Source organism: Kocuria sp. CNJ-770, assembly GCF_001942375.1.
Classification (GTDB): Bacteria; Actinomycetota; Actinomycetes; order Actinomycetales; family Micrococcaceae; genus Kocuria; species Kocuria oceani.
This window is the reverse complement of record NZ_MKJW01000078.1, coordinates 101616-127881: the sequence shown is the minus strand read 5'-3', so window position 1 is coordinate 127881 and position 26266 is coordinate 101616. Positions and strand designations below refer to the sequence as shown.

Annotated in this window: 14 protein-coding genes; 8 read left to right on the top strand and 6 right to left on the bottom strand. The window is 65.0% G+C overall.

Features of this window, described 5'->3' with window-relative positions; genetic code table 11:
- The first annotated feature begins 471 nt into the window (after window positions 1-471).
- The 8 genes from BJF77_RS04965 (at window position 472) to BJF77_RS04930 (ending at window position 17995) form a co-directional block, all read left to right on the top strand.
- A complete protein-coding gene (locus BJF77_RS04965) occupies window positions 472-3354 on the top strand; it encodes a PD-(D/E)XK nuclease family protein (protein WP_158041185.1) in 2883 nt (960 codons plus the stop codon).
- Window positions 3351-6740 carry an exodeoxyribonuclease V subunit beta gene (locus tag BJF77_RS04960; RefSeq protein WP_075871456.1) on the top strand — a complete coding sequence of 1130 codons (3390 nt, stop codon included), beginning with the start codon at window positions 3351-3353 and terminating at the stop codon, window positions 6738-6740. The genes BJF77_RS04965 and BJF77_RS04960 overlap by 4 nt, the downstream gene beginning before the upstream one ends.
- Before the next feature lie 141 nt (window positions 6741-6881).
- Window positions 6882-8060 carry a DUF3320 domain-containing protein gene (locus tag BJF77_RS04955; RefSeq protein ID WP_075871455.1) on the top strand — a complete coding sequence of 393 codons (1179 nt, stop codon included), beginning with the start codon at window positions 6882-6884 and terminating at the stop codon, window positions 8058-8060.
- 98 nt (window positions 8061-8158) lie between these two features.
- Entirely contained in the window at window positions 8159-10093 is a 1935-nt protein-coding gene (locus BJF77_RS04950; RefSeq protein ID WP_075871454.1) for a DUF262 domain-containing protein, read from the top strand.
- 1443 nt (window positions 10094-11536) lie between these two features.
- A complete protein-coding gene (locus BJF77_RS04945) occupies window positions 11537-12199 on the top strand; it encodes a hypothetical protein (RefSeq protein ID WP_075871453.1) in 663 nt (220 codons plus the stop codon).
- Between the two features lie 70 nt (window positions 12200-12269).
- Entirely contained in the window at window positions 12270-14225 is a 1956-nt protein-coding gene (locus tag BJF77_RS04940) for a dual specificity protein phosphatase family protein (RefSeq protein WP_139318439.1), read from the top strand.
- Between the two features lie 577 nt (window positions 14226-14802).
- Window positions 14803-17226, top strand: coding sequence for a sigma-70 family RNA polymerase sigma factor (locus tag BJF77_RS04935; RefSeq protein ID WP_075871451.1), 2424 nt, complete (start codon window positions 14803-14805; stop codon window positions 17224-17226).
- Between the two features lie 280 nt (window positions 17227-17506).
- Window positions 17507-17995, top strand: a complete 489-nt coding sequence (locus BJF77_RS04930) for a hypothetical protein (RefSeq protein ID WP_075871450.1) — start codon at window positions 17507-17509, stop codon at window positions 17993-17995.
- A gap of 102 nt (window positions 17996-18097) precedes the next feature.
- Here the strand turns inward: BJF77_RS04930 and BJF77_RS19360 are convergent, their stop codons facing one another.
- The 6 genes from BJF77_RS19360 to BJF77_RS20990 form a co-directional block, all read right to left on the bottom strand.
- The gene (locus tag BJF77_RS19360; protein ID WP_255396142.1) at window positions 18098-19861 is read right to left on the bottom strand and encodes a DNA methyltransferase; all 1764 of its coding nucleotides are present in this window, start codon (window positions 19859-19861) and stop codon (window positions 18098-18100) included.
- Complete coding sequence (locus BJF77_RS19355; protein ID WP_139318438.1) at window positions 19845-20552, bottom strand: type IIL restriction-modification enzyme MmeI; 708 nt, start codon at window positions 20550-20552, stop codon at window positions 19845-19847. The genes BJF77_RS19360 and BJF77_RS19355 overlap by 17 nt, the downstream gene beginning before the upstream one ends.
- The gene (locus tag BJF77_RS20795) at window positions 20525-20743 is read right to left on the bottom strand and encodes a hypothetical protein (protein ID WP_187347254.1); all 219 of its coding nucleotides are present in this window, start codon (window positions 20741-20743) and stop codon (window positions 20525-20527) included. The genes BJF77_RS19355 and BJF77_RS20795 overlap by 28 nt, the downstream gene beginning before the upstream one ends.
- The gene (locus tag BJF77_RS04920) at window positions 20740-24030 is read right to left on the bottom strand and encodes a helicase-related protein (protein WP_075871449.1); all 3291 of its coding nucleotides are present in this window, start codon (window positions 24028-24030) and stop codon (window positions 20740-20742) included. Before BJF77_RS04920 ends, BJF77_RS20795 begins: the two co-directional genes overlap by 4 nt.
- Before the next feature lie 180 nt (window positions 24031-24210).
- Window positions 24211-25386 carry a hypothetical protein gene (locus BJF77_RS19350; RefSeq protein WP_222844964.1) on the bottom strand — a complete coding sequence of 392 codons (1176 nt, stop codon included), beginning with the start codon at window positions 25384-25386 and terminating at the stop codon, window positions 24211-24213.
- Window positions 25356-25967 carry a DUF262 domain-containing protein gene (locus BJF77_RS20990; protein WP_075871448.1) on the bottom strand — a complete coding sequence of 204 codons (612 nt, stop codon included), beginning with the start codon at window positions 25965-25967 and terminating at the stop codon, window positions 25356-25358. The genes BJF77_RS19350 and BJF77_RS20990 overlap by 31 nt, the downstream gene beginning before the upstream one ends.
- Between the last annotated feature and the right edge of the window lie 299 nt (window positions 25968-26266).

The window sequence follows — 26266 nt, the reverse complement described above, 5'->3', positions numbered from 1 at the left end:
GCTGCAACCACGCAAGCGGACTGAACGAATGGCTGCAACATGCCGACCTCAGTAGGACCAGCGTTCCTGGCGGCTCTCGAGAGGCCCTCCAGGGGCGTGCACGACGATGGGGCTCTGCACGGCCCCTGCGGCCGTTGAATCTGCCTCCTCAGTGAAGCGGCTGTTCAAGCACCATCACCAGTCACGCGGTGACCATCTTGTGCCGCCCTGCAACAGGCAGGGCTCCAGGCCTGTGCCACAGACCGAGGAGTCCTGCACTTCAAAAAAAATTAGCAACCCTCGGGACTTCAAAAAATAAAGCTGGCCAGTCGTGCGATGTCCCAGTCCGCCCTTACAGTCGGATATCGGATTGCAGATGAAAACAGGCCTGCCGGATGCGTCCCCTGCAAAGAGGACGCGACCCACGAAATCGTCGTCGTGGCGGCGACCTCGCTGCGATTCCGGAAACGCTTCGAGGAGAGGAAGAACGCCGTGACGACTGCAGAGCCGGTGGACGTGGAGTCGGCCTGGATCACCCTGGCGGACCGTGTGTCCGAGGTCCGCGCGGGCTCCCCGCTGGCCCGGGTCACGATCCTGGTTCCCACTCCGGCCAGTGGCCTCGACGTCATCCGGCGCCTCGCGCGGGAGGCGGCTCGCGGAGGCGGGCAAGGGATCGCCAATGTGCGCGCCGTGACCGTCGACCAGCTCGCCACGGAGATCTTCCTCCTCGTCGACGCTGCCCGGTCCCGCAAGCCGCTCACCCCGATGGTGCGGCAGGCCGCCGCGGCGGGGCTGCTCGCCGTGGAGCCCGGGCGCTTCGATTACTGCGCGGACCGCCCCGTCACCGCCCAGGCCCTCGCCCGGTGCTCGGCCACCCTCGACGGCATCGAGCTCGATCCCACCGGAGCGCCTCCGGTCGTCTCCGAGGTGCACCGCGCCCACCAGGCCGTCACCGCAAGGCTGGAGGGCGGCTTCTGGTCCCGCCACGAGGCGCTGACCACGGCCGCGGAGCGGATTGCCGCAGGCAAGGCCGGCGACATCGGCACCGTCCTCGCCTTCGCCCTGCCGACGGCCACCGAGCCGGCCACCGCCGCGGTCCTCGAGGCGCTCGGCCTCGACGACAGCGACGTTTTGAACGCCGGTCGCCCCGACCTGGCCGGAGCTCACTGGACGAGCGCCTCCGACCCCGAGGACGAGGCTCGTGCCGCCGCTCGGGCAGTGGCGTCCTGGCTCGCAGGCGGCGCCCCGGGCCACCGCATCGGCGTCTTCTGGTCCTCGGGGGAGATCTACCGTCCGCTCGTCGCCCGGCGGCTGCAGGATGCGGGCATCGAGTTCAACGGCCCGGCCCCTGTGCAGCTCGTCGACACCCCCATGGCCCGCAGCGTCCTGCGGCTGCTCGATCACCTCCCCGCGCCCGGGGAACTGCTGTCCGTTCGCCCGTTGCTGGACGCGATCGCCGAGGGCCTTGTGCGCCACCGGGATCTCCCCCTGCCCTCCTCCGCGGCCTGCGAGCGCCTGTGGGTCAACCCCGTGAGCACGGAGGACGACGACGCCGAACCGGTGGCAGATCCCGGCGACCAGGGCACCGCCGCGGCGGAGGACCGCGCAGCAGAGAAGAAGCGGAAGCGCAGAGAGGCCCAGCGGGAGTTCGATGCCTTCCACCAGGCACTGTCCGCCCAGCTGCACGAGGTCGGACAGGCCGGCTCGTGGAGTGCTGCCTCCGAGGTCCTTCTGCGCCTGGTGGACGACTTCCTGACCGCCACCGGCCCAGAGGAGCCCACCCGGGCCGCGGCCCGGACGATGCTGCGGGACGCCCTCACGGACCTGGCCGACCTCGACGGCTGCGGGTCGACCCCGGAGTCGCGGACCGTGGCGCACACCGTGCAGGAGGTCATCACCGCCCACCGCTCGAGGACCGGGCGCATCGGCACCGGCGTGACCACCGGCTCGCTCGGCGACGCCCTGGGCCGCGACATCGACCATGCCGTGTTCCTGGGCCTGGCCGACGGTCTCGTACCCGTCCATGCCCGGGAGGATGCGCTGCTCCCCGAGGACGTCCGCAGACGCACCGAGGGTCTGCCGGAACTGGACGAGCGCGTCCGGAGACAGAGGGAACTCTTCGAGGCCGCACTGAGCGTAGTCCCGGCGCCGCTGCTGCTCCAGCCTCGGGGCAGTCTGCGGGAGAGCCCCACGTACCTCCCCTCGCGCTGGCTCCCGGCCCTGCTCGGCCGGGATGAGCCGGAGACCGCGATCCCCTCCGCCGTCGCGGCCCTGCGGGACAGCGCCGGTTGGGCCACGGACGAGACGCCGCAGCCGGCCACGGCGCAAGAACTGCGCCAGCAGTGGCTGACCGTCCGCGGCCATCACCCGGGCGATCTGGATAGCGAACACCTGAACCGCGCCCTCGAGATACGCGCCGACCGGCGGCGCGGCCGGTTCACCCGCTATACCGGCCACGCGGGCCCGGCGGCCCTTCCCGAGGACTTCCTGAACCGTCCCGTCTCTCCCACGGCGCTGGAGGAGTGGGTCAACAACCCCTTCGGCTACTTCGTCACCAAGGTCCTGGGCGCCGAGCTGTTCGCGGACCGGGAGCTCGCGCAGCACATCGACCCGCTCACCAAGGGCAACATCCTGCACGAGGCGCTGGAGCACCACGCGAACCAGGCCCTGGCGGACGGTGCCCTTCCGCCGGTCGAGCACCTGCTCGGGGAGGCCGAGCGGATCATGGCGCGGGAGCGCAACGAGTACTGGATCGAGGACCTCTGGCAGCACCATCGGGCCGAGATGCTCGAGCAGCTGCGGGAGACGCACGCGCACCTCAAGGACCAGCACGCCGGAGGCTGGGGCCTCAACGCTCCCGAGGTCGACTTCGGCGAGGACCCGGAGATAGCCCTCGACCTCCCGGACGGCACCGTGTTGCGCTTCCGCGGCAAGGTGGACCGAGTGGACCGCCACGAGGACGGCACGATGCGGGTGGTCGACTACAAGTCGGGACGCCGGGACAAGTTCAAGGCCATCACCCCGGAGGACCCGACCGCCGGCGGCACCAAGTTCCAGTTGCCCGTCTACGGCCTGTTCGCCCGCTCCCTCGGCGGGGCGGACGTGCGCGCCGAGTACTGGTTTCTCGGCGCACCCGGCGAGCCGGTCGGCTACGAGTTGACCGACGACGTGGTCGACGCCCTCCGCGCCGATGCCCACGGCATTGTCACCGCGCTGCGCGCCGGGATTTTCCCGCACCGTCCCGAGTCGGAGCGCTACACCAACGTCACGACCGTCTGCGGCCATCGGGACGTGACGACCCTGTGGGAAAAGCTCCAGGACGCCCCCGAGCTCGGACCCCACCTCGTGCTGCTGACCCAGGAGGAGACTCGATGACCCCGGAAACCCTGCAGATCGAGCTCGTCGACGAGGACGCCCGCGAGACCATCCGCCACGAGCTCGGGTCCTCCGTGTTCGTGGAGGCCGGCGCCGGCAGCGGCAAGACCCGCGAGATGGTCCAGCGCGTCGTGGCGCTGGTGGACCGCGGCACGCCCATCACCGCGGTCGTCGCCATCACCTTCACCGAGAAGGCGGCCGGGGAGCTCCGCGAGCGCGTCCGGGCCGCGCTCGGGGCCGGGTCCGACGACGACGCCGTGCGCTCCCGCCGCGGCACAGCCCTGCAGGACCTGGACATCGCTCCGATCGGCACCATTCACTCCTTCGCCGCCCGGATCATCCGGGAGAACCCGCTGGAGGCCCAGGTCCCGCCGGGCATCGAGACCCTCGACGAGATCGCGTCCTCGCTGGCCTTCGAGGACCGGTGGCAGCAGATCGTCGGCGCGCTGTTCGGCAAGCCCGAGCACTCCGCGGCCATGGAGGTGCTGTTCTCCTGCGACATGAAGCTGAACACGCTCCGCGACACGGCCAAGGCGATGGACCGAAACTGGGACCGATTGCCGTCGGAAGAAGCAAAGAAGAGCGACTTCACCATTCCGGACACAGAGTGGTCGAAGATCGTCCGGCCGTGCGACGAGCTACGCCGCATGCGCGGGGGGTGTAAGACCGAGGACGATCTTCTCTACATCGCGACGGGTCTGCTGCTCGGCTGGGCGAATGACATTGAGACCGCTCGGCGCGGTGCTCTTAGAACGGCACTCTCTCACCTGGCCAAGGTGCCCACCAAGAACTTCAGCAAGGGATCCAAGACGAAATGGACTGGTGACGTCGGTGAGGTCCGGGCGCTCGCGAAGGATATCAGCGACCGTGCTGTGGCACTCAAAGAAACGGTGATCCGCCAGTCCTTGGACCTCGTCATCGTCGTGATGGCCTCCGTTCTGCGCGAGGCCGCCGACGAGCGCCGCCGGCAGGGACGGCTGGAATTTCACGATCAGCTCGTGCTGGCCCGGGACCTGCTCGTTGGCGAGGAGCACGCCGAGGTCCGGGCCCGCCTGCACGGCCGCTACGCGTGCCTGATGATCGACGAGTTCCAGGACACCGACCCCATCCAGGCCGAGATCGCCCTGCGCCTGGCCTCGTCCGTCTCCTGCGGGCCCGACGACTGGCGGGAGCTGCCCGTGGACGGCGGGCGGCTGTTCACGGTCGGCGACCCGAAGCAGTCCATCTACCGGTTCCGGCGGGCGGACATCGAGACCTACCTGGGCTTCCAGGAGCGCGCCGCGGCGGAGGCGTCGTCGTCGATCGCGACCCTGCAGACCAACTTCCGCTCCGTGGGGCCCGTGCTGGAGTGGGTCAACGCGGTGTTCGGCGTGCTCATCGAGGAGGAGCACGGCCGGCAGCCGGCCTACGTGCCGCTCGTGCCGGACCCGGCGCGCCCGCCGCTGCCGGAGGGCTTCGGGCACCCCGTGAGCGTGATCGGCCTGACCCTGCCCGGCGCCGAGGACGGCGGGAAGCTCAAGGCCGCCGAGCTGCATGAGCGGGAGGCCCGGCATGTGGCGCACACGGTGCTCACCGCACTCGGTCGGACCGGCGGACCAGCCTGGCGGCACCAGGAGGGGCGCGACGACGCGGAAACCCGGCCCGTCACCGAGGAGGACATCGCGATTCTGCTCCCCACCCGCACGTCGCTCGAGGTGCTGGAGAAGGCGCTCGACGAGGCGGGCATCGTCTACCGGGCCGAGGCCTCATCGCTGGTCTACGGCGCCGCGGAGGTCCGGGAGCTCATGCTGATCCTGCAGGCGCTGGCGAACCCGGCCGACTCGGGCCGGCTCGTGCTGGCCCTGCGGACGTCGATCCTCGGTTGCGGGGACGACGAGCTGGCCGCCTGGCGCCTCGGGGGCGGCTGGTGGAACTACCGGGCGGACGCCCCCGAGGGGCTCGAAGACACCCGCGTGGCCCGCACCTTGCTGGCGCTGCGGAACCTCTCGCAGGAGCTGTCCCGGTCCGGCGTCGCGGACCTCATGGAGTGCGTCCTCGAGCAGTTCCTGGTGCTGGAGGCCGCCACGGACTCGCCTCGGCACCGGGAGACGTGGCGGCGGCTGCGCTTCGTCGTGGACCAGGCCCGCGCCTGGGGCACCGCCACGCACGGGAGCCTGCGCGACTACCTGCGCTGGGCCGAGACCCAGACGGCGGAGGGCGCCCGGGTGAAGGAGGCGGTCGTCCCCGAGACCGACGCGAAGGCCGTGCGGATCACCACGGTGCACGCGGCCAAGGGCCTGGAGTACCCGGTGGTGATCCTCGCCGGCACCGGCACCAAGGTGCCGCCGACTACCCACCACGTGCTCTTCGCCGAGGACGGGGCGATGGAGGTCTCCCTCAAGACCGGGCTGAGCACCGCCGGCCATGGGGAGCTCAAGGAGCGGGAGAAGGAGATGCTCACGGCCGAGCGGCTGCGGCTGCTCTACGTGGCGTGCACCCGGGCACAGAGCCACCTGGTGGTGTCGCTGTACACGGTCTCGGAGACGGGTGGGTCCTCGCACGCGGCGCAATTGCGGAAGGCGCACGTGGCCGGCACGCCCGAGCTGCCGTTCGAGGTCGTCGAGAGCGTCCGCCGCCCGACGGAGACCGTCCCGGAGGAGAGGTCCTGGGACGAGGTGCTCGCCGACTGGACCACGGTGAGCGGGCGCTGGGCCGAGGCATCGCGGGTCGAGGGCAGCCGGTCGGTGACGCGGGTGGCGCACGCGGCGCCACCCACTCCACCGGTCGAGAGCGGAGTCTCCGTTCCCTCGCCCTCCCCCGCGCAGGCACCGGCGGGCGACGACGCTCCCGCCGCCCCGCACCTCCCGTCCCCGGCGGAGCCCGAGCGGTTCGTGCCGCTGGAGAGTCCTCCCGTCGAGTCCCGGCACGAGTTGCTGCACGGCCCGGAGTTCGGCACGGCCTTGCACCGGCTGATGGAGCTGTGCGACCTCACGGACCGCGAGTCGCTCGACCGCCACGCCCCGGCCGTCGCCGAGCTGCATGACTTGCCCGACATCGAGGCACTGCTCGCCTGCGCCCGCTGGGCCTGGGACTCCGACCCCGTGCGGGCGGCCGCCGCGGGCGAACACTGGAAGGAGCTGCCGGTCGCCACCGTGGACGAGGACGGCGCCGTGCTCGAGGGCGTGGTGGACCTGCTGTACCGGGAGCCGGGCGGGGACTACTTCGTGGTGGACTACAAGACGGACATGGCGCTCTCTCAGGTGAGCCAGGAGGCCTACCGACAGCAGCTGTCCCTATACGCCGGCCAGCTGGAGCGGATCACCGGCGGACGCGTGCGGGAATTGGTGCTGGTGTGCTGTCAGCCGACGGTGCGGCAGGTGATGGCGTACGAGCACGTCGGGCGATGAGCTGGAAAACGGGAACGCAGTACATCGATGAGTCACTCACGGGGACTGCCGTGGTCCCTTGCTAGCGCGTCCGACCCGTCTCATAGATTTGCATCAAGGAATGCGCCACGATGTCGCGGCGCTCCCCAGAATGGAGAAGCCATGCACATGACCCCCGACCTATACGTGCACCAGTCCTTAAAGATCCTCGGACAGGGACTGGAGCCACACATTCGCGCAGTGTTGAAGGCGCACCTCGGCAATCTGGAGTGGACCGAAGTGCTGCGCGTGCTCGACGAAGATCGCGGTAAGCACGGTTACACCTACGACCCTCAAGACGTTGCCCTGCAACTGCGCATGGTCACCGAACGGCTCGGCAACCTGGGCTTCCCCTTCAGCGCCACCGACAAGCACCGCACACTCGGCACTTACGGCGGCGTTCTGCGCCTGGTCCGTAACCAGGTGGCGCACCACGCCGAACTCAGTGTGCTCGATGCCCTGCGCGCCGTGGACACCGTGCGCATTGTGCTGGACTTCATCGGCGACGGAGCCGGCGTCAGCCAGATCATGGATCTGCGCCACCAGGTCATCAACGAGCTGGTCAAGGACCACGGGCCCGACGAACTCGAGGCTCAGCAGGAGGAACCCGTTCCGCCGGAATCGACGACAGGCACCGAGGAGCCGACACCCGCGCCGGAACGCATCCCGACGGAGGAGGACGAGGAGGTCGATGTCCGTGGGGGTGTCCAGGAGACCGTCACCGACCGACCGCGCGGAGCACGCTCTCTCAAGTGGGAGCCGTGGGAGGTCGAGGTCGTTGGCGAGCCGGAGATGCTCGAAAGTCTCAAAAAGCTGGCCCACCGTGAGAGCGTGCGGGGGGTCATCGAGACTGTGGTCGACGCCGAGGGGCCGATTCACCGCGACCGGCTCGTCTCGCTGGTTTGCCAGGCCCACGGCGCCAAACGGGCGACCGCAGCCAAGCGAAAGAAGGTGGAGCACCAGATCGGCAACGCCGAGGTGCAGGTCGACGCCGACGGTTTCGTGTGGCCGCAGGGTCTCGACGTCGACCGCTGGCTCCTGGCACGCCGGAGCACCCCGGCGCAACGGCGGATTGATGAGGTGAGCCCGGTCGAGCTTGCCAATGCTCTCGAGGTCGTCCTGTCGCGCCACGGCTCATTGCCCATGGACGAGGCCAAGCAGGCAGTGCTGAAATTTTTCGGCCGAGTGAAGACCAACAAGTCCACGGATGCCCAGCTCGGGCGATCCCTGCTGGTAGCCCAGCAGCGTGGTCGGGTCGCGCTGGAGGGTGAACAGCTGGTGAGTGCTGCGGTGCCGGCCTAGAAATGATGCAGGCATCGGGCCACGCGCCCGAACCTGCCCGGGGGGATGCGCGGTCTCCGAGGCCGCTCCCCGATCAACGACAAGGTATAGATGGAGCCATGGTTGCCGCACAGGAAACGACACTGCAGAAGATTCTCGAGGGCGAGAATCAGTATCTGGTGCCCCTCTACCAGAGGCCGTACCAATGGGGAAAGGCGCAATGGAGCGTCCTGTGGCAGGACATCGTTCAGCTCACCGAGGACATAAAAGAGGATCCTTCCTCGAACCACTTCATCGGCTCGCTGGTCCTCGCTCCGTATGCAGGCAATGTCGCCGGCGGGCTGACCCGTCACCTCGTCGTCGATGGCCAGCAACGCTTGACCACTCTGACAATTCTCTTGGTCGCCATTCACGACCACATCTTGAGTCATGACTCCGCTGCCCGGCGAGGAGCGGAGCGGATCAAGAACACGTTCCTCACCAACCAGTACCTGGAAGATCCGTATCGCACCAAGCTGGTCCCCACTCAGGCCGACCGAGACGCCTACTCGGCCGTTATCGATGGGGTGCCCGGCGCGGACGGTGAGGGGCACATCGGCTCCGCTTACCGCTGGTTCCGCACCGCTCTGATCGATACGGAACTGCCGGTGGAGGAGATCGAGAAGGCAACCACTAGCCGGCTTTCCTTGGTGTCGATCAGCACGGCCGAGTCGGACAACGTTCACCGCATCTTCGAGTCGCTCAACAACACCGGACTCAAACTGTCGCAGGGAGATCTGCTCCGGAACCACATCTTCATGCGGCTTCCCGAGCAGGGTGACCACGTCTACCGCACCCTGTGGAAGCCACTCCAGGATCTGCTGACGCGGGAGGAGTTGGACACTCTCTTCTGGCTCGATCTGGTGCAGCGCAAGCCCACGGTGAAGATTGGCGACACCTATCAGGCGCAGAAGAAGCGTTTCGAGGCGTTCGGTACGGAGGACGAGATCGCCGCTGAAGTACGGCGCCTCCTCGAGCTCGCCCGTCTCTACCGCCTCATCGTCCGGCCCGAGGAGGAGGGGTCGGCGCCCGTGCGGCGCCGACTCCAGCGGTTGCAGGCTTGGGCTTCAGCCACTGTCGCCCCGCTGGTCCTGCACCTGCTGCATCTGCGGGCCGAGGGACGCTTCGACGACGAGGCGCTCGCCGGCGCACTCCTGGTCATCGAATCGTTGCTGGTGCGGCGGCTGCTCGTGGGCCGCCCATCGATGGGCTTGAACCGCATGTTCGCGCAGACGGTCCAGGACATCGGCCGCAGCTCAGACGTCGACAAAGAGCTGCGAGACTACTTCTCCCGCGGCCAGCGGCACTACTCGACCGACCAAGACATCCGGCAGGCCGTGGCAAACGTCCCGTTCTATGCGGTCGGACGTGCCAGCCAGCGCAAGCTTCTGCTGACCTGGATCGAGGAGCTCTTCGAGAGTCGAGAGCCTGTGGACCCTGCAAAGCTGAGCATTGAGCACGTCCTTCCGCAGACCCTCTCCTCGTCATGGCGGCAGAGCCTCTCCGCCGCGGTGGGCGAGGACGCCGCTATCGAGTGGGGACCCGAGCAGATCCAACAACGCGGCCAGCAGCTCATGGAAATGATCATCGAGGCGTGGCCCGGCCCGAACACCGCCGTCAAGGACAGCGGCCCCAACAATCTGTGGCACCGCTTGGACCAAATGCTCACGGAAATTCCTGCCGGCCGGTGGACTACCTACGGAGATCTAGCGAAGGCTCTGGGGACGGCAGCCCAGCCCATTGGCAACCGGCTCCGAGACGCCCCCGTCCCGAACCCGCACCGGGTGCTCACCTCCTCCGCGAAGCCATCACCAGATTTCCGCTGGGGTGACGAGGACCGGACCGATGATCCCGCCGAGATGTTGAAGCAGGAAGGCGTCCTTTTCGACAAGTCAGGGCGGGCGGATTCCGAGCAGCGGCTCTTTGCAGCCGACCTCGTGCGGTTGGTGACGGACGAGGAGGATCTCGACGACGAGGCTCTCGCCACCGACTCGTCCTCGGATGAGTTGTTCTAGCACCCTCATCGGAGGGTCGAAGAATTCCCGGGCAAAGGAATATGTTCTTTCCGATGTCATGTCATGCCAGCGGTAGACCTGCGATTTCTGCAAGTCTTCGACGAGAGGAAGAGCGCCGTGGCGACTGCACTGCCGGCCAGCGGTATCGGTGTTGTGGGCGGGCTCGCCCACAAGACAGAGCACAACTCGTTCTCGACTGGGATCAGTCGAGTTCCTCCTAACAGGCTGCCGAGCCATCCTGGACCTCCCGTGGAAGGACCCATGGCATGAGCGAAAACACTCCCTTTGGGCGGAGGCAGCCGCCACCCCGGCTCACCGTCGCCCAACAGGATCGTGCCGCTGGCCTACTGGTGGGTATGGCGGTTGGTGAATCAATGGCGTCAGGGAACCGCGCCGAGCGCGTCCCGCGCAGATACTCGGGCGACGTCACGGACCGGGCGCTGATCGCTGTGGAGGAGGATCAGCCCGAGCCCTTCGAGTACCTGACGTGGGACGCATGGACCTCGCCCCTCTTGCTCACTTTCGGCTACTTCAGCGGCCATGTCCTCCGGGAGCTCGGTCAGAAGCCCGAACAATTCTTCGCCTGGACCCAAAAGTTGGCGGAGGGTGACGGGGAGGAAATGGAGTACGGGGATCCCAGAGCACTCGGGGAGGCGTGCGGGTTGTGGGCGGCGATGCTTCAGCACGCTGTGCTGACCGGGGAAGCCGATCTGCGCGTCGGCCTGCAGTTCCTGAGCGGCGGCAGCTACCACTGGAACCGTCGGATTTGCGACATGGAGCGGGGCCTCGACCCGGATCTTGACGGCGGTGGTCCCTATGACCTCTTGCACTCTGCTTGGGCCGCCGTGTCAACGTCCGGCACCACGAAGCGATCACAACGGTTCACCACGGGCATGGAGGCAGGGCGCTCCACGGAGGGCAAGTGGACCGTCGGCCCGCTGGTGGGTGCAGCGCTCGGCGCGATCCACGGCTATTCAGCCATCCCGTGGGCCTGGCGACGGTTCCTGCGAGATGGTCGCGGTGACAGCATGGAGCACCTGATGCGCTCGGCGGTGTCTGCGGCGCTGGACCTCGAGCATGTCCCCAACCGCTGGCCTGAGTTCCAGCGGGCGGAGCCGCCCGAGTCCGTCTCTCCGGTGACGGTGGCCCACCCGAGCGACCCGGGCGTCCTGCTCAGTGGCATCGAAGCGCTGGAGGGAACGCGGACCAAAGCCGCCGTGAGCCTGTGCAAGCCGGGAGCGAAACTCCAACCTCCACGTGGCTCGGTGGCTGACCACGCCATTTTCTGGCTGGTCGATTCCGACGATCCACGGGACAATCCCAATCTGGACTTCGTGCTGGAGGATGCCGTCCGCGCCATTCTCACTCTTCGCAAGGAGGGCAAGACAGTCCTGTTGCACGGTCTGACCGGCGAAAGCCGGACGCCCACGGTGGCCGCGCAGTATGGGGCACCCCAGGGAGTTGACAGAGGACGTCATCGAGGAGCGAGCGCCCTTCGACCATTTGGCCGTGGATCGGCAACTCATCGAGCTCCTCAGCTGGACGATCGCCGCCGAGCTGCTCAAGAAGGACCACGCGGACGGATGGGTCGAACCGATGGACGGTCCCGGAGACGGATTCGTCGTCCTGCTGGGAGGCACCCGGATCGAGTTCCTGCGTGCGGGAGCGGGCATCGCCATAGACGGCGAGCCGTTCCTGAGCTGGTTCCAGATCGTCACGGCCGGTGGGCCACACCTCGTCGTGGCCCGTCTCGAGGCGGAACTGGGCCTGCTGTTCAAGGGATGCGTGGTCATCCAGACGACCACGTCCCCGTGGAAGGCGGAGTTCGCCGCGGCCCTGGTGCGGAGCGGCTACGGTTCCACCCGGACTGTGCGGGTGCAGCCGTTGGCCGAAGCCGAGGAGAAGCGGGATTACATACACAAAAGGTACGGCCCGAGATTGCTGTGCACCGTGGACGACTTCTCCTTCGTCGTGGACCAGACAGACGTGATCGCCACCGGGATGGCGCCCCTGTGGACCGCCGGCTCCGGCGACGAGGGTCCGGAGCTGGCGGCGTGCACTGTTCTGAACAGGTTGCTGGAGTGGCGGCGGGACCGCGACGAATGATGCCGCACCGGGCGAGAGCCAACACGGCCGCCTCGATGACTGCTGTTCAGGCCTGCGATCGGAGAACGACGTGAAACTGACTGGACCACAACAGGACCGCGCCGCCGGACTTCTCGTGGGGATGGCGGTCGGGGACGCTCACAGCCGCTTCACCTCAGATGCCGCGTCCGCCCGGCACACGTGGGGTCCGTCGACGTCGACCGCTCGGGCAGCTCTTGACGTCCTGACGTCCTGGCCTGGTGCGCCCGCGACGAGCTGTAACTCGATCACGACCGACCTGGCTCGAGTTCGGGCGGACGCCCTGCTCTCGGCCGAGGACGCTGACTGGGTCGCGGCCACGGCCCGGGCGCCCCTGGCCATCGCCGCGGCTGTCTCTCTGACGACGCTCGGGGAGGTGCCACACCGGATATTCGATCTCGCCCGGTCCTTGGCCGGTGAGACCTTCGACGACGCCCTGGCCATGGCCTGTGGGATCTGGAGCGTGATGCTCGCCGAAACTGTGCGGTCGGGAGACGCTGACCTCAGGAAGGCAGCAGCATTGAGCGGCGAACCTGCCTGCGCCCGCTGGACGCAGATTGTCGACGAGGTGCAGGCGAGCCATCCTATGGATGTCGCCGGGGGCAACCTCGGCCTGCACCAAATCCAGAAGGCGTGGTCCGTCGTCGCCTTTGCGCAGCACACCCCGGGACCTCAACGGTTCCTCCGCAATGTCTCCGTGGAAGCACTCCGGTACTACCAGGCTGAGCCTGTGGGCGCTCTCGTGGGTGCCACTCTGGGCGCCGCACGCGGTTTCTCGGCGATCCCTTTCGCGTGGCGTCGCGACCTCACCGGCCCCACTGGGGGCACCGCAGACGAGCTCATGCGCTCCGCTATCACGGTGGCTTTCGGCCGTGACTTGAAATCGGATCGATGGCCGAACGTCGCAAGGATGGACTACAGCACGTGGCCGGCCCGGAACACCGTGGTGACTCACCCGGCCGATCAGGGCGTCCAGCTTGGTGGAGTCGGCGCGCTGGAAACAATGGCACCCTCCGCGGCGGTGAGTCTGTGCCGACTCGGCACGGCACAGCGCCCTGCCTCGGTGCAGGAAAGCGACCATGCCAGCTTCTGGCTCGTGGACTCGGACCAGCCCGCGGACAACCCCAACCTCTCGTTCGTCCTGGAGGACGCGGCCAACACCGTGAAGCTGTTCCGGGCGGAGAAGAAGAGAGTGCTGCTCCACTGCGTGCAGGCGCAGAGCCGCACGCCCGCCGTCGCTGCACTCTACGGGCGTCTGATCACCGGGGAACCTGCCATGGACCAACTAGGCCAGGTGGTCAGCGCGTTGCCACCCGTCCACATCCTCGAAGCCTTCGCACGAGAACTCAGGAACCGCTCCTCCCTCCCGGCACAGGAGGACCAGTGGTATCACCAGCAGGGCCCCAAACGGCATGTCATCGAAGCGATCAGCTGGTCAGTCGCCGCAGAGCTGCTCCGTCTCCATCCAGATGCTTGGCTTGAGGTCGCCACGGAGGGAAGCGGCGCGCATGCTCAGCAGTTCGAAGTCGCGTTTCCCGGACAGGGCTACGTCGGGTTCCGGAGATCAGGTGCAGGAATCATTGCTGAGGCGGGCTTCCGGTCCTCGTGGCCAGAGGCAGTCATGAGCGGCGACGTCCATGGTCTCGTTCTCGGTATTGAGCAAGCCATGGGACTTGTTAGGCCCCCCGAAGGGCGAACACTCTCTGCCCCCGCTCGCCTGGCCGCGTTGGCAGCCGCTGTGGTGACCATGAGCTACGGCACGGTCCAACACCTCGCACTCGCCCCTTCTCCCCGCTGGGAAGGCGACTACCTCCATGGAATACGTCCCACGGAGCAGCAGGTGCACATCGGCGTGGCCGGCCACCACATCGAGGCTCGGGACGACGGGACGATCCGAGTCGACAGCCACCTGTATGCCCTGCCCACGACTCGACCTGCCATCCAACAGGTGGCCCAGGAGATCCTTCTGGCACTCGGCGTGCTCAGTGCGGGACGCCATGTCGAGTGATTTTCGAGTCAACCCACCTGATATCCATCCCGATTGCTGTGTTCGCTACGAGGAAGATGCCGTGAAAACCGTACGGGAGCGAGGCGCCAGAGCCCTGACCCGCTGGCTCAAGGAGCGCGGTCGGACAGTTTGTTCCGCGCACCGGCGCCCATAGACGTCCTCAACACAGGGAAGCACGTCTCGCGGAGACACATGCGTTGGCCCACCCGGACGCGCGGTGACTGACAGACGACCACGCGTTTTCCGCCATTCGAACGGGACGCACAGCTGGAAAACTGGGTATGGGCGTTCGTCGACGTCGAGGTCTCGACGGAGGTCGCCGATGTCATCGTCCTGCCCAAGCACGCCGTGCGGCAGGCCATCCCCGACGGACACGCAGAGTATCTCGGTCTCCGAGGCGGCACTCGTCTCGTCACCGCCGCCAGCACGCATTTCGCCGCAAGCGACCGCATGGTCGCTCCATTGCGCCGCTAGGACATTACGAACTGGTAAGGACGTCGACTCGCTGATTTAGCGTGTCCTACCGCACAGTTACTTTTGCAAGGAAACAACTGCCACTGTCCATTGTGAGGTTCCCGTGCTCCTGAAGATCGATCCGCCGGTCCGGCAGGTCAACGACGCCCCGTCGGCTGCGCAGGACTACCCGTTCCTGTACACGTGGCAGGTCGAGGCGCTCGACGCCTGGCACGCCGCCGGCCGACGCGGAGTCGTGCAAGCGATCACTGGCGCCGGCAAGACCGTACTCGGCCTCGTCGCGGTGCACGAGGCCTTGAGGATCGGGCAGAACGCGCTGATCCTGGTGCCGACGATCGAGTTGCAGCGACAGTGGCTGGGCGCCCTCAAGCGGCACCTGCCGTCGGCGTCGGTGGGCGCGCTGGGCGGCGGCTCGACGTCGTCGTTCGCGCAGGTGGACGTCATCGTCGCTGTGGTGCACTCCGCCGCCCGGCAGGAGGTCTTGAGCAGCCACCGCCAGGGCGTGGTGATCGCCGACGAGTGCCACCGCTACGCCGCGCCCCTGTTTCAGTCGGCCCTCTCCGAGCGGTTCGTCCACCGGCTCGGCCTCACCGCCACCTACGAGCGCGCCGACGGGGCGCAGAGCACCGTCCTGGACCCGTACTTCGGCGGCGTCATCTACGAGCTCTGGTACGACCGCGCGCTGGACGACGGGGTTATCGCGCCGTTCGACATCGCCATGGTGGGTGTGGACCTGCGTCCCGACGAGATGGCCCAGTACAAGGAACTCACCTCCGTCATGGTGGAGACGCGCCAGTCGCTCCTGGGCTATCCCACCGTGCCGGAGCAGCCCTACGCGGCGTTCCTCGCCAAGGTCACGGAGCTGGCCGGACAGGAGGCCACCGCGCCGATCCACTTCCTGGCCAAGAAGTACGTCAAGGCCCTGGCAGCCCGGTTGAAGATCCTCTCGGGCACCGAGACCAAGACGAAGGCCGTGGCGGCACTGGTCAGCGTGTTCCGGCGGTCCGGTGGCTCCCTCGTCTTCACCCAGACCCAGGAGTCCTCCGAGGCGTCCAGGGACGTGCTCGTCGGCAAGGACATCCCGACAGGGATGGTGCATGCCGATGTGCCCGCCCTCGAAAGACGGCTGGTGCTGAAGGATTTCGCCGCGGGCCGATACAAGGTGGTGACTGCCCCGCGCGTGCTCGACGAGGGCATCGACGTGCCCGAGGCCGACTTCGCCGTGATCATGGCCTCGCACCGCTCGGAACGGCAGTTCATCCAGCGCCTGGGCCGCGTGGTACGCCTGAAGCAGGACGGCCGGCACGGTCGCCTGGCGGTCCTCTACGCCAAGGGCACCGTGGAGGATCCGGATGTGCAGGGCGACCACAGCCTGGACCGGGCCATGCAGCACGCCCGCGAGATCGGTTTCTTCGATCTCGCCAACGAGCTCGCCGATCTCGTCGACTTCCTGCTCTACCGCCCGGAGGACCTCAAGGGGACGCCGACGGCGCGGCCGCCGTGGGAAGGACCCTTCTTCCCCGTCCGAGCAATAGAAAGTGCTGACGACGACGTCGCTCCCGGCGGAGGCCTGTCCGTCGGCGGCGGCGAAGGGCTCACCGTGCAGGTGGTCCCGCCGGGAGGTCGGCCGTCAGCCCATTCCGAGGATCCGGTCCGTCAGTACCTCAAGGAGATCGGCAGGGAGCCGCTGCTTACTGAGGAAGAGGAACGGGAGCTGGCCCTCGACATCGAGGCGGGGCTGGTCGCTGAGCAGATCCTCAGCGGAGAATCCCTGCAGTGCATCGCGAGCGACGCGGAGTTGCGCGCCATGGTGCGCATCGGGCGGCGCGCTCGTGAGCGGATGATCACCGCGAATCTGCGGCTGGTCGTGAGCATCGCCAAGCACTACCTCGGCCGGGGCCTGGAATTCCTGGACCTGATCCAGGAGGGCAACATCGGCCTCATGCGGGCCGTCGACAAGTTCGACTGGAAGCAGGGTTTCCGACTCTCGACCTATGCGACCTGGTGGGTCAGGCAGGCGATCACGCGCAGCCTCGCCGACCTCGGACGGGCCATCAGGATTCCTGTCCACTTCTACGAAATCATGGCCCGAACGCGCAAGGACCTCGCAGCCTATCGTCAGGAGCACGGCAGGTGGCCCTCCCGCCACCAGCTCGTGACGATGTTCGACATTACCCTCGATCAGGCCGACCTGCTCCGTATGCATGTCAAGGATGTCGTCAGTCTGAACGGTCTGCGTGACGTCGGTCAGCAGGAGTGGGAGCAGCTGGAGTCGATGCTGTCCCACGGCTGGGTGGAGTCGCCCGAGACGATGTATCTGTCCACTGAGCAGCGCTCGTACGCCGAAGGACTGCTCGACACCCTGCCGGAGCGCGGCGCTAGGATCCTCGCTCTGCGCTACGGCTTCGTGGACGACGTCGAGTGGACGCTCGACGCCATCGGCAAGGAAATCGGCGTCACGCGAGAGCGGATCCGCCAATTGGAGAAGCGGCACCTGAACGAGCTGAAGGAACTACTGGGTTCATAGTCAACGAAGACTTTTTACAGCACAACCATGTCGCCGGGTTTTGAAAGTTAAATTCTTATCGCTTGTCCGTGCGCCCCTCCGCCACGCAAGCGTCGATGGTCGTGGCAGTGGCCATGGGCATACCTGATCAGCTTTCCCATGCCCAAACGTTTCGGCCGAGACGTCTCGCATTCCTCGCCTTTCAAGACACCTCGATGCATAGGCGCCGTGAGTGCGGGGCTTACAATGCAATGAATGTGATGCATATCGTGCCCCGCATCCACTGACTACAGGAGCAATCATGCCGTTCGAGGTGTTCGACAAAAGGATGACTCCGCTGGTCAAAGCGCCGAGTATCACCATTCAGAAACGCGGCATGATCTCGCTGAACAAAGCAGCCCACGACCTCGTAAACAACGCCGAAACAGTGGAACTGCTCTTCGACCGCGAACGGCAGGTCATGGCCCTGCGTGGCACCGACGACTCCTCTTGCCACGCCTACGCGGTGCGCCACGGTTCTAAGCGCGGCTCCGGGCAGGCCATCGTCTCGGCCACCGCCTTCACCCAGCACTACGGCATCGACACCACCGCCACCCGGCGATGGAAACCCTTCATGGAGGACGGCATGCTCTGCGTCGACCTCACCCACGAGGGCACCGTCATTACCGGCAACCGCACCAAGCCCTCGACACCGGCCCAGGACACCGAGTGGGTAGAGGCGGCGGAGGACATGGACGCCGTCGCTTTTCAGGAGAACCCGCCTAGCGATGACGCCCCCGTCGAGACCTGACCAACCAGACGTCGGCACCACCCCGTTCTATGATCCGCTCACCCGGAAGGGTCCCTCACCCATGGCCGAGAAAGCTGTCAAGCGCTCAATATTTGAACTCCCCTAGTGAGCGGTCATTTCGGCGTATCGAGCGAAGAGAACCTCCTGCCGCTGCTTCTCGCTCGTGCAGGTTCTCTTGGCCCCGAAAGCCCGGTCCACGACGGCGTCAAGTTCATCATGGGCCTTTTTTAGCTGAGGATCCATGCCATGCAACTTATAGTGCTCCGCAAGCGAGTATTCCGGATGGAAATCTCGAGCCGCGAGGACTCCACGCCCGGCTTCAATAATTTCTTGGCGAATAGCCTTCTCCACTGCTGGCAACGGCAGGTTGTTCCACACCAAAGTGTTAGAAAATCGGATGTCTGACTTAAGTCGACCTCCTACGGTTTTCTGCCAAGTGAGGAACATGGACGATGAAGCCACAGCAAATAAATACCCATCAGGGTCTTCCGCCTTGAACACCGCGTCGCTGACGATGGTGGTGGACGGCAGATGCGCAACGGTAAAGTACGGTCGTCGTTCGCTGACCACCCTGGGAAGACAAACATAGTCCGTGTCAGGCTGAGATCTTTGGCCGAACAGGTGCGGAGTCATTGCCATGGTCCGCGTGGAGGCCGCAGTGCTGGCCATACGGAACGTTCGCACAGACTCCAGCCGTTCGCGCAGAACGGGGGATCGTTTGACGTCGGCGGGATCGAGATCGACGAGCCACAAACACCAGCGCTCTTCTGCGCGCACGAGTTCGCGGGCGCCGATAAACAGGCGCAAGTACTCAGAAGCTACGGGGTCCCTAACTACCTCCTCGTACTCCTCCGGGGCGACCACAAGATGCCCCCCGTCACGGGGCATGTTGCCGAAGGTGGCAGGCGGCAGACCGGGTGCCAGTGGCGCACGTCGTTGCTCTACCAGGACGTTGGGACCATCGACGAGATACCCGTTAATGAACTTGGCGGGTTGCTGATCTGGCACACCTCGTAGGTCTAAATAGGAAAACAGGCGGCCAAATGATTTAATATTCTTGTCGAAGCCTATAATCACGCAGTGAACAGCGGCAGCACTCGGTGCTTCAGAGGCCCATGCGAAGGTACGGTGGGCGAAACGAATACGCCATCCCGCTGCAAAGACTGGGCCAAACAGGGCTGGAACCGGCTCACCTTGGACGATGGAGTTCGTTGAGACAAAAGCCCAACGTCCACCATTAACGTCACGAAAGTAGTCCAAAACCTTGGCATACCAGCCAGTGACGTAGTCGAGCCGACCAATGTCCTTGCGTCTCCAGACGTGGCGAAGGTCCCCCGCCTGTTCGTCATTGCGTGTGGCGTGGCCCAAGAAGGGTGGGTTACCAAAGATAAATACATTAACCGAGGAGGGTAACAGATCCTTCCACTCAGTTCTTAGAGCATTGCCCTGCATAATAGCGGCGCTGACCTTGATGGGGAGTTTAGCGGGAGCGGTGCCGAACTCCTCGGCCATGGTTTGATTAGCTTGGTGATCCACCAAAAGCATGGCGGTTTGTGCGATGCGGGCTGGCCAGTCTTCCAGCTCAATACCGTAAAAGTGGTCGAGGCTGACTCTAACTTCGGTGGCACCTTCAAGATGAATCGCGGACTGCGCGCGGTTCTGGCCGCTTCTGCGACTGTCGAGGACGTCGAGTTCCTCGCGGCGCTTGAGCAGGCGTAGCTCGAGGGCCCGGAGTTCGCGGTAGGTGACGACGAGGAAGTTGCCGCAGCCGCAGGCGGGGTCCATAAAGCGCAGATCGCCGAGGTGGTTGTGAAGCTTGGTGAGCTCGGCTTTGTTGTCCCAGGCGCGGTCAAGACGTTCCTCCACCAAAGACCGCAGGGGAGATCACGGACCAGTCGAATTTGCACGCCTCCAGGAGCTCGCCCCGGAACGTGGCGTCCAGCGGGGGGATGTTCAGGGTTTCGGCGAAGAGGCTGCCGTTGACGTAGCGGAAGCCCTCATACTGCTCGTCGAGTGTCCAAGGTTTGGCGTTGGCAGTCCCATTGTCGGCCTGCGGATCGTCGAGGACACCGAACAGCTCGCCCAGCTTAGTGCTGACCTCATCGGCAGTGACGTACTCTGCGATCCAGTCGCGAAAAGCGTTGGGGCGCCACATGCCGGTGTCGTCGCCGAAAAACAGGAATAGCAGCCGGCTCAGCAGCAGGGTGGCTTGGGTAGGTTCCATCCCGGCGGTGTTGAGGTGTTCGTAGAGGGTGCCCATCAGGCGGGCAGCCTGCTGAGAGGCGGTCTCGGACTCGACATCGAAGGCCACCCGCATCCGGGTCAGCAGTTGGGTGAGGGTGACGTCGTCATCGATGCCCAGCTCTATGGCCTTGAGCCGGCTCTCGAGGTTCTGGTCGGGTTCGCCCACGGTGTGGGGGTGGACCATGAGTTTGGCGTTAACCCCGCCGAGCTGACGGTGCCGGGGCCAGCGCCATTCCTGATGGGTGCCGTCGGAGAAGATGACCAGGCGTTCGGCGTTGGCCTTGCTCAATTCATTGTCGATGCCGCGCTGCACGGACCGGGAGGGGAGGGTCGGGCAGTGCCAAACGCGCAGGCCGCTGAAGGAGGCGCCTGGGTGAGGGTGTAGCCCTCCCCTGCGGTGGGTGGGGTCCAGGTCTTGTGGGCGTCGGGGCGGTCCCAACCGAGCTCTTCGACGAAGAGCTTGGTGAACTCGTGACCGTCGACGAGGTCGAGGATGGTGCTCATGCGCTGACTCCCATGGTGGAGACGATCCGGATTGGATCGGTCCCGGTTTTGGTACTGATGGTGAGGTCGTTGTCCTGGTGCAACCTGCGAATCAGGGCCAGCAAGTTCTCATCCGTGGCGCCGGCACGCCGTGCTTGGCGCAACCGATGAGTGGCGGTGACCGTCAGCGGGGCCTCGTAGATGGCGGAGACGGCTTTGTCGGTGACCGGGTCGTAGTTGTGCAGGGTCTCGCCGAGGCGCTGCCAGATGATCTTGCGTTCCCCGCGCAGTCGCCCGGCGGTGTTCTCGGATTCCTTCAGCGGGCCCCGGACCATGGCCTCGACCAGCTCGTCGTGGTCGCCTCGGCGTTCCAGGCCGGGTTGGCCGGGGGCGGCCTCAAAGGCCCGCAGGGCTTCGTGGCCGGTGAGCAGTCGGGTGGTCCCGTCGGGGTGGGCGTAGGCGAAGCCTTCGTTGCCGGAGTCGGTGCGTACATAGCAGGCCACTCCCTCCTGTTCCTGAAGCCGGGGGGTGCGGGTGGCGTCGATCATGTCCGGCAGCCCGGCGATGCACTCGGCCAGGGCCGGGTCGTCCTGGGTGGCTTTGCGCCAGACCTCGAAGGCCAGGGAGGAGGCGTCGACGTCCTCCTGGGCTTCGGTGTCGGCCAGGGTGCCGTCGTAGAGGTCCTTGATGACCCGCACTTCCCCCTCGGTGCCGAAGAACCGTTCGTCGGAACCGAAGGCGCTGGCGTTCTCGGCCAGGCGGTGCTGGATGCGGGTGCGCAGGTTCAGCACGTCTTCCACGCTGCCATGGCTGATCGTGTAGATCAGCACCTCCTCGGCGTCCTGGCCCACTCGGTCCACACGGCCGGCGCGCTGGATGAGCTTGATGATCGCCCAGGGTAAGTCGTAGTTGACGACCACGTGGGCGTCCTGGAGATTTTGGCCCTCCGAGAGCACGTCGGTGGCCACCAGCACGCGCAGCTCGTCCTGCGGGGTCAAGGACTCGTCGGTGGCGATCAGCCGGGAGTTCGATTTCGGGGAGAACCGGCGGGCCAGTGCCGTCGGGTCCTCTACCTCACCGGTGGCCACGTCCACCTGCTCGACACCGAGCTCCTGGAGGGCGGCGGCGACATAGTCGGCGGTGTCCTTGTACTCGGTGAAGATCAGCACCTTCTCCCCCGGGTGCTCCTGCTGCACCAGACGCAATAGGCCCGCCAGCTTCGAGTCCCCCTCCGGGCTCCACGCCCCGTAGTCGCTCAGCAATCCCTCGATGGCTTCAGAATCCGCCACCAAGTCACGGCGCAGATGGGAGGTGAACAGCTGCGGGCGGATCCATCGCACCGAGGCCGGAGCCTTTTCCTCGAGCAGGGCGTAGTCCTGGGCCGGTTCGGTCAGCTGCCCGCCCAGGCGCAAGGACGTGGTGCTCTCGTCCTCCACTTCGGCGTCCGTATCCCCTTGGAGGACGTTGGCGTCGATCGTGCCGGCCGGTAGCGGCAGGTCCTCATCGATGGCGTGGAGAAACAACCGGTTGCGGGACAGGTGGCGCTGCAGCGAGAGGATGAAGGAGTGCCCGCAGGAGGACAGGCGCTTGTAGAAGTTGGTGCGCACGAACCCGGCCACCTGCCCGCGGGAACGTTGCAGGTCCTCCACCAGGGATCGTTCGTCGTCATTCATCAGGCCCGCAGCTGACGGCGCCAAGTAGGCGGCCAGGTCGTAGCGCGGCAGCTGCAGTTCCTTGATCGCGTCCAGGGTGGTGTCGGCGACCATCTTCGCGGCCGGGTCGTCCTCGGTGAACTCGTGGTCCACCGGGATGGCGCGGCGGTCGGGGAAGGTGAAGCGTTCCCCGTTGGAGAAGGTCAGATACTGCCGGCCGGCCTCGTCGGTTTCGGCATAGTTGTCGCGGATGAAGGACCGGGTGCGACGCACCAGGTTCTCACCCATCAGCCGTTTCCAGTCCTCGGGGTGCTCGGATTTACGGAACGCAGCCAGGGTGGTTTGGCCAAACTCGAGGTTCTCGGCCAGGTGCGGGTTCTCCGCCAAGGCGTTGACCGGGGCGATCCCTAAGTCCTCGTCCTCATCGATGTACAGGCCCAACTGGTTGGCCACATCGGTGAACCGCAGGTTGTACGGTGTGGCCGTCAGCAGCAACACCTTGGAATCGTTGACACTGATGTACTCGTGCACGGCGTTGTACGTACGGGTGTTCTCGTTGCGCAGCGTGTGGGACTCATCCACGATCACGAACGGGTAGCGCCGCAGGTCCGGCAGCACTCGGTGGACCATGGAATAGGGCACGACGCGGCCGTGCAGGTCATAAGCCTCCATGTGGCGTTCCCACATCGACTGAAGGTTTTTCGGGCACACCACCAGCGGCTGGTACCCGTGCTCATCGCGCAGCACCTGGGCGACCGCGACCGCCGTTAGCGTCTTGCCCAAACCCACCACATCACCGAGCATCGTGCCGCGATGGGCCATCACCCGCCGGGCCAGGGTCTTGACGGCCGTGGCCTGGTACTCCAGCAACTGGCCGGCGATGGGGCCGGTGAGCACATACCCGTCCAACCCCTCCCGCACATCCCGGGACAGGTCGTGGCAGACCTTCAGGTACACCTCATACGGGGAACGTACCAAAGGAGACGCCCAGGACTCCTCCAGCAGCTCCAGCAGTTCATCCTGGATTGACAGCGACCATCGGTCCACCCAGCGCTCCTGGAACCACCGGGCAAGCTGCTCTGCTGCGTGCTGCTCAACAACGTCCGTGTTGAGCTCGAGGTTGCTCATCAGTCCTGGAAAGGTCAGGTTCGACGAACCCACGAAGCCGATGTGCGGGGCCGAGACGTCCTCCCGGTGGAAGATGTACGTCTTGCCATGGAGGGGACGACGGGTGAACACCTTGAGCTCCACAGCTCCCAGCTGGACGAACTCGTGCAGGGACTGAAGGGCCTCTCGGTCCTTTTGAGTCGGCATCCCGTGCATGAGCTGCTCCCGGAGATGGTTCACCAGTTCGTTTCGCCGCTCCCTGGCGCGAGGACGATCGGCCTCGGCCTCCTCGGAACCGTCCACCGCCCGTTGGAGGGCCTCCAGAGCTTGCCGGTGCTCCCCAGGCATGACCATTCCGATCAGCACCCGAGCGACGGGAAACTCGGCGCCGGCGGTCATCTTCGCGCGGACCTCGGCGTCCAGCATCTCCCAGCCCCGCAGGTTGAAGTACCCCACTGCCACATCCATGGAGCTGTACGCCTCGAAGACCTCCTGCAACCTCCACCCCAGACGGGTCTTGTCCTGCAGGTTGTCGAAAATCTGGGTCAATGTGCCTCCTGGGCGTGCTTCACTGGCTGCGTCCGCTTCCACGCCGTGTCGAATTGCCAACAATTAAAGACAACGGTCCCCTTTTCCCGGACTGCGCCCGTTGGATCGACTCGTTCCAGCGCCTACTGCCTGTTTCCTGCAATATCTCGCGTGCCAACCCTCAGCTCCCTCGTAAGCAAGCTACTCGTCGAATTCTCTAGTGACCCCTTTCCCAGTAACGCTTTCGATGGCCATAATGACGTCGTCAAGTCGTCGATCAATGAATTCCTCGTAGTTATCCTTACGCAATGGATCATCCTCATCGTCAGCATCCATGAGGTGCGATCGGAGAATCTCAACCAGTTCTTTTTCACCCAAGGTTTCTCGCAGGGCCTGAAAATAGATGCTTGGCGCCTTCGCCCCTATGGTTTTGTTTGTGACCGGATCGATAAGAACGCGGTTGAGCACTAGCTCAGAATTAAATCGACGACCCTTCTCGTCAGATTTACCATTGAGGAAAGCCTTAGGAAAAATGTGATGGGAGTCGATTTTATCAGCCTTGACTCTTTCAGCAGTTAGCTTCATACCGTTGTGGAAATCACGCGCACCGGTCGTCACAGCAAGAGCAAGCATTCCGGCATTGAGGGCCTTCCGCCTCGTTGTTGCGGTCCGAAGAGAAGATTCCGCGAGGGAAAATTCCGAAACCGCCTCGGGTGCATCCTGCGACGAGTCAAACAGCCAGTACTTGAGTTTGGCGTAATCAGCGCCTGCTTGGCTATTTGCACCTTGATCATAATTAGTTGAAAATACAGTGCACCAAAAAAACTGCTTGAGTCGGTTCAGAACATTTACCTGTTCGGGACCCTTGACTTTTGCGATATCATCCCACACTGCCGCCATTGGAACGAGGAGCATGGTATAGGGGAGCAGCTTCGGCGCCACAACGCCGCACTCGGCTTGAAGCAGGTCCAGAACACGTGCAAATCCTCGTACAACTGCCTCCCAGTTGGCTTGAACATCGCTCGCCTCCAACTTACGCAATACGTCGCTCCGTTGCGCGGAATTACGAGCTCTTAGTGTGATCGCCTGGAGCACACTATAAGCATCGATCGAAAAGTCCTCGAGAATTTCATGGTCTGCAACCGCCTGATCCCATAGGTCTCGAAGGAAGACATCTTCAGGGTAGAACCTAGCCGTAAGCAACTCAAAAGGCCCAAGCGGCTTCCCGGTGTTATTCAAGGTCTCGAAGACGGTTGCAACTGCCTCTATTTTGGTGTGACTCGGAAGCGTAACCACTGGAAACCCATACGAGCGGAGCGGCGTTAGGTAACGCTCACGGAATTGCCTTAGCAGCTTTTTAGTGGACTTTTCGTCCATGCTGGAAGCGTAGTGGGCCGCGTACTCGTCGAGCCAGTCATCAAAATCCCGATGTTCATCCACGGAAAAAACATGTTCTTTGATGCGCGCGCTCGGGACTCCAATGCCTTGGCCTCTTTTGACTCCACTGGATGCCAAAAGACCGCGTTCTCGAACTCAACATCTGACTGGTCAAAAAGCTGACCCTCAAGATTTGATTCTGACGGAAGATCAACAAATTCGCGAATTTTCAGATAGAAGCGCTCCTCCCCTACACCATTCAACGCTCGATAGAGGGAGGTCAGCCTTTGCTGGCCATCCAATATGAGTTCCTGCGGGTGTGTTGTGCGGGAGGGTGCGCCCTCAACAGCGCGCCAACCGAACTTCTGGTTCTCAGGTCCAACTGCCCAAAAGAGAAACGTGCCGGCGGGGAACCGGGACATCATTGAACGAAGCAGCGTAGCTGTTCGCTTCGGCTCCCACGTAAAGTCTCGCTGAAAATCCGGAATGGCGAGCGCCCCATTATGAATCTTTTGAAGCAAGTAATCCAGGTGCGAAGGGTTCGCCTGAAATACCGGGTCTGCGTCATAGGCACCCACCATGGTGTCACAACCCCACTTCCATCAGCTTTTTATTATCGGACGATACGAAGCGCCTAGCTCGGCTGCGCAAGCTCACGACAGATGGACGGCCAACGAAAGCAACCGCTCGCGAATGGGACGGCCGCCGGCCGCCGATTCGCGTGCTGAGGTCCGGCGCGAGCGAAACCTGTCCCCACTCTGCCAGAGACAGCCCGCCCCCAGCTGTCGAAGAACTCGCCCAAAGTGAGACCAGCGACTTCACGGCGCGCCATGCGCACTAACCGTTCAGCGCCGTTGTGCTGTGCTGGCGCAGCATTGAC

Bases quoted from the DNA above. Each gene is read 5' to 3' on its own strand.
- BJF77_RS04960 (WP_075871456.1), top strand. From the start codon at position 3,351: ATGACCCCGGAAACCCTGCAGATCGAGCTCGTCGACGAGGACGCCCGC.
- BJF77_RS04955 (WP_075871455.1), top strand. From the start codon at position 6,882: ATGCACATGACCCCCGACCTATACGTGCACCAGTCCTTAAAGATCCTC.
- BJF77_RS04950 (WP_075871454.1), top strand. From the start codon at position 8,159: ATGGTTGCCGCACAGGAAACGACACTGCAGAAGATTCTCGAGGGCGAG.
- BJF77_RS04945 (WP_075871453.1), top strand. From the start codon at position 11,537: ATGGGGCACCCCAGGGAGTTGACAGAGGACGTCATCGAGGAGCGAGCG.
- BJF77_RS04930 (WP_075871450.1), top strand. From the start codon at position 17,507: ATGCCGTTCGAGGTGTTCGACAAAAGGATGACTCCGCTGGTCAAAGCG.
- BJF77_RS20795 (WP_187347254.1), bottom strand. From the start codon at position 20,743: ATGAGCACCATCCTCGACCTCGTCGACGGTCACGAGTTCACCAAGCTC.
- BJF77_RS19350 (WP_222844964.1), bottom strand. From the start codon at position 25,386: ATGGACGAAAAGTCCACTAAAAAGCTGCTAAGGCAATTCCGTGAGCGT.
- BJF77_RS20990 (WP_075871448.1), bottom strand. From the start codon at position 25,967: ATGGTGGGTGCCTATGACGCAGACCCGGTATTTCAGGCGAACCCTTCG.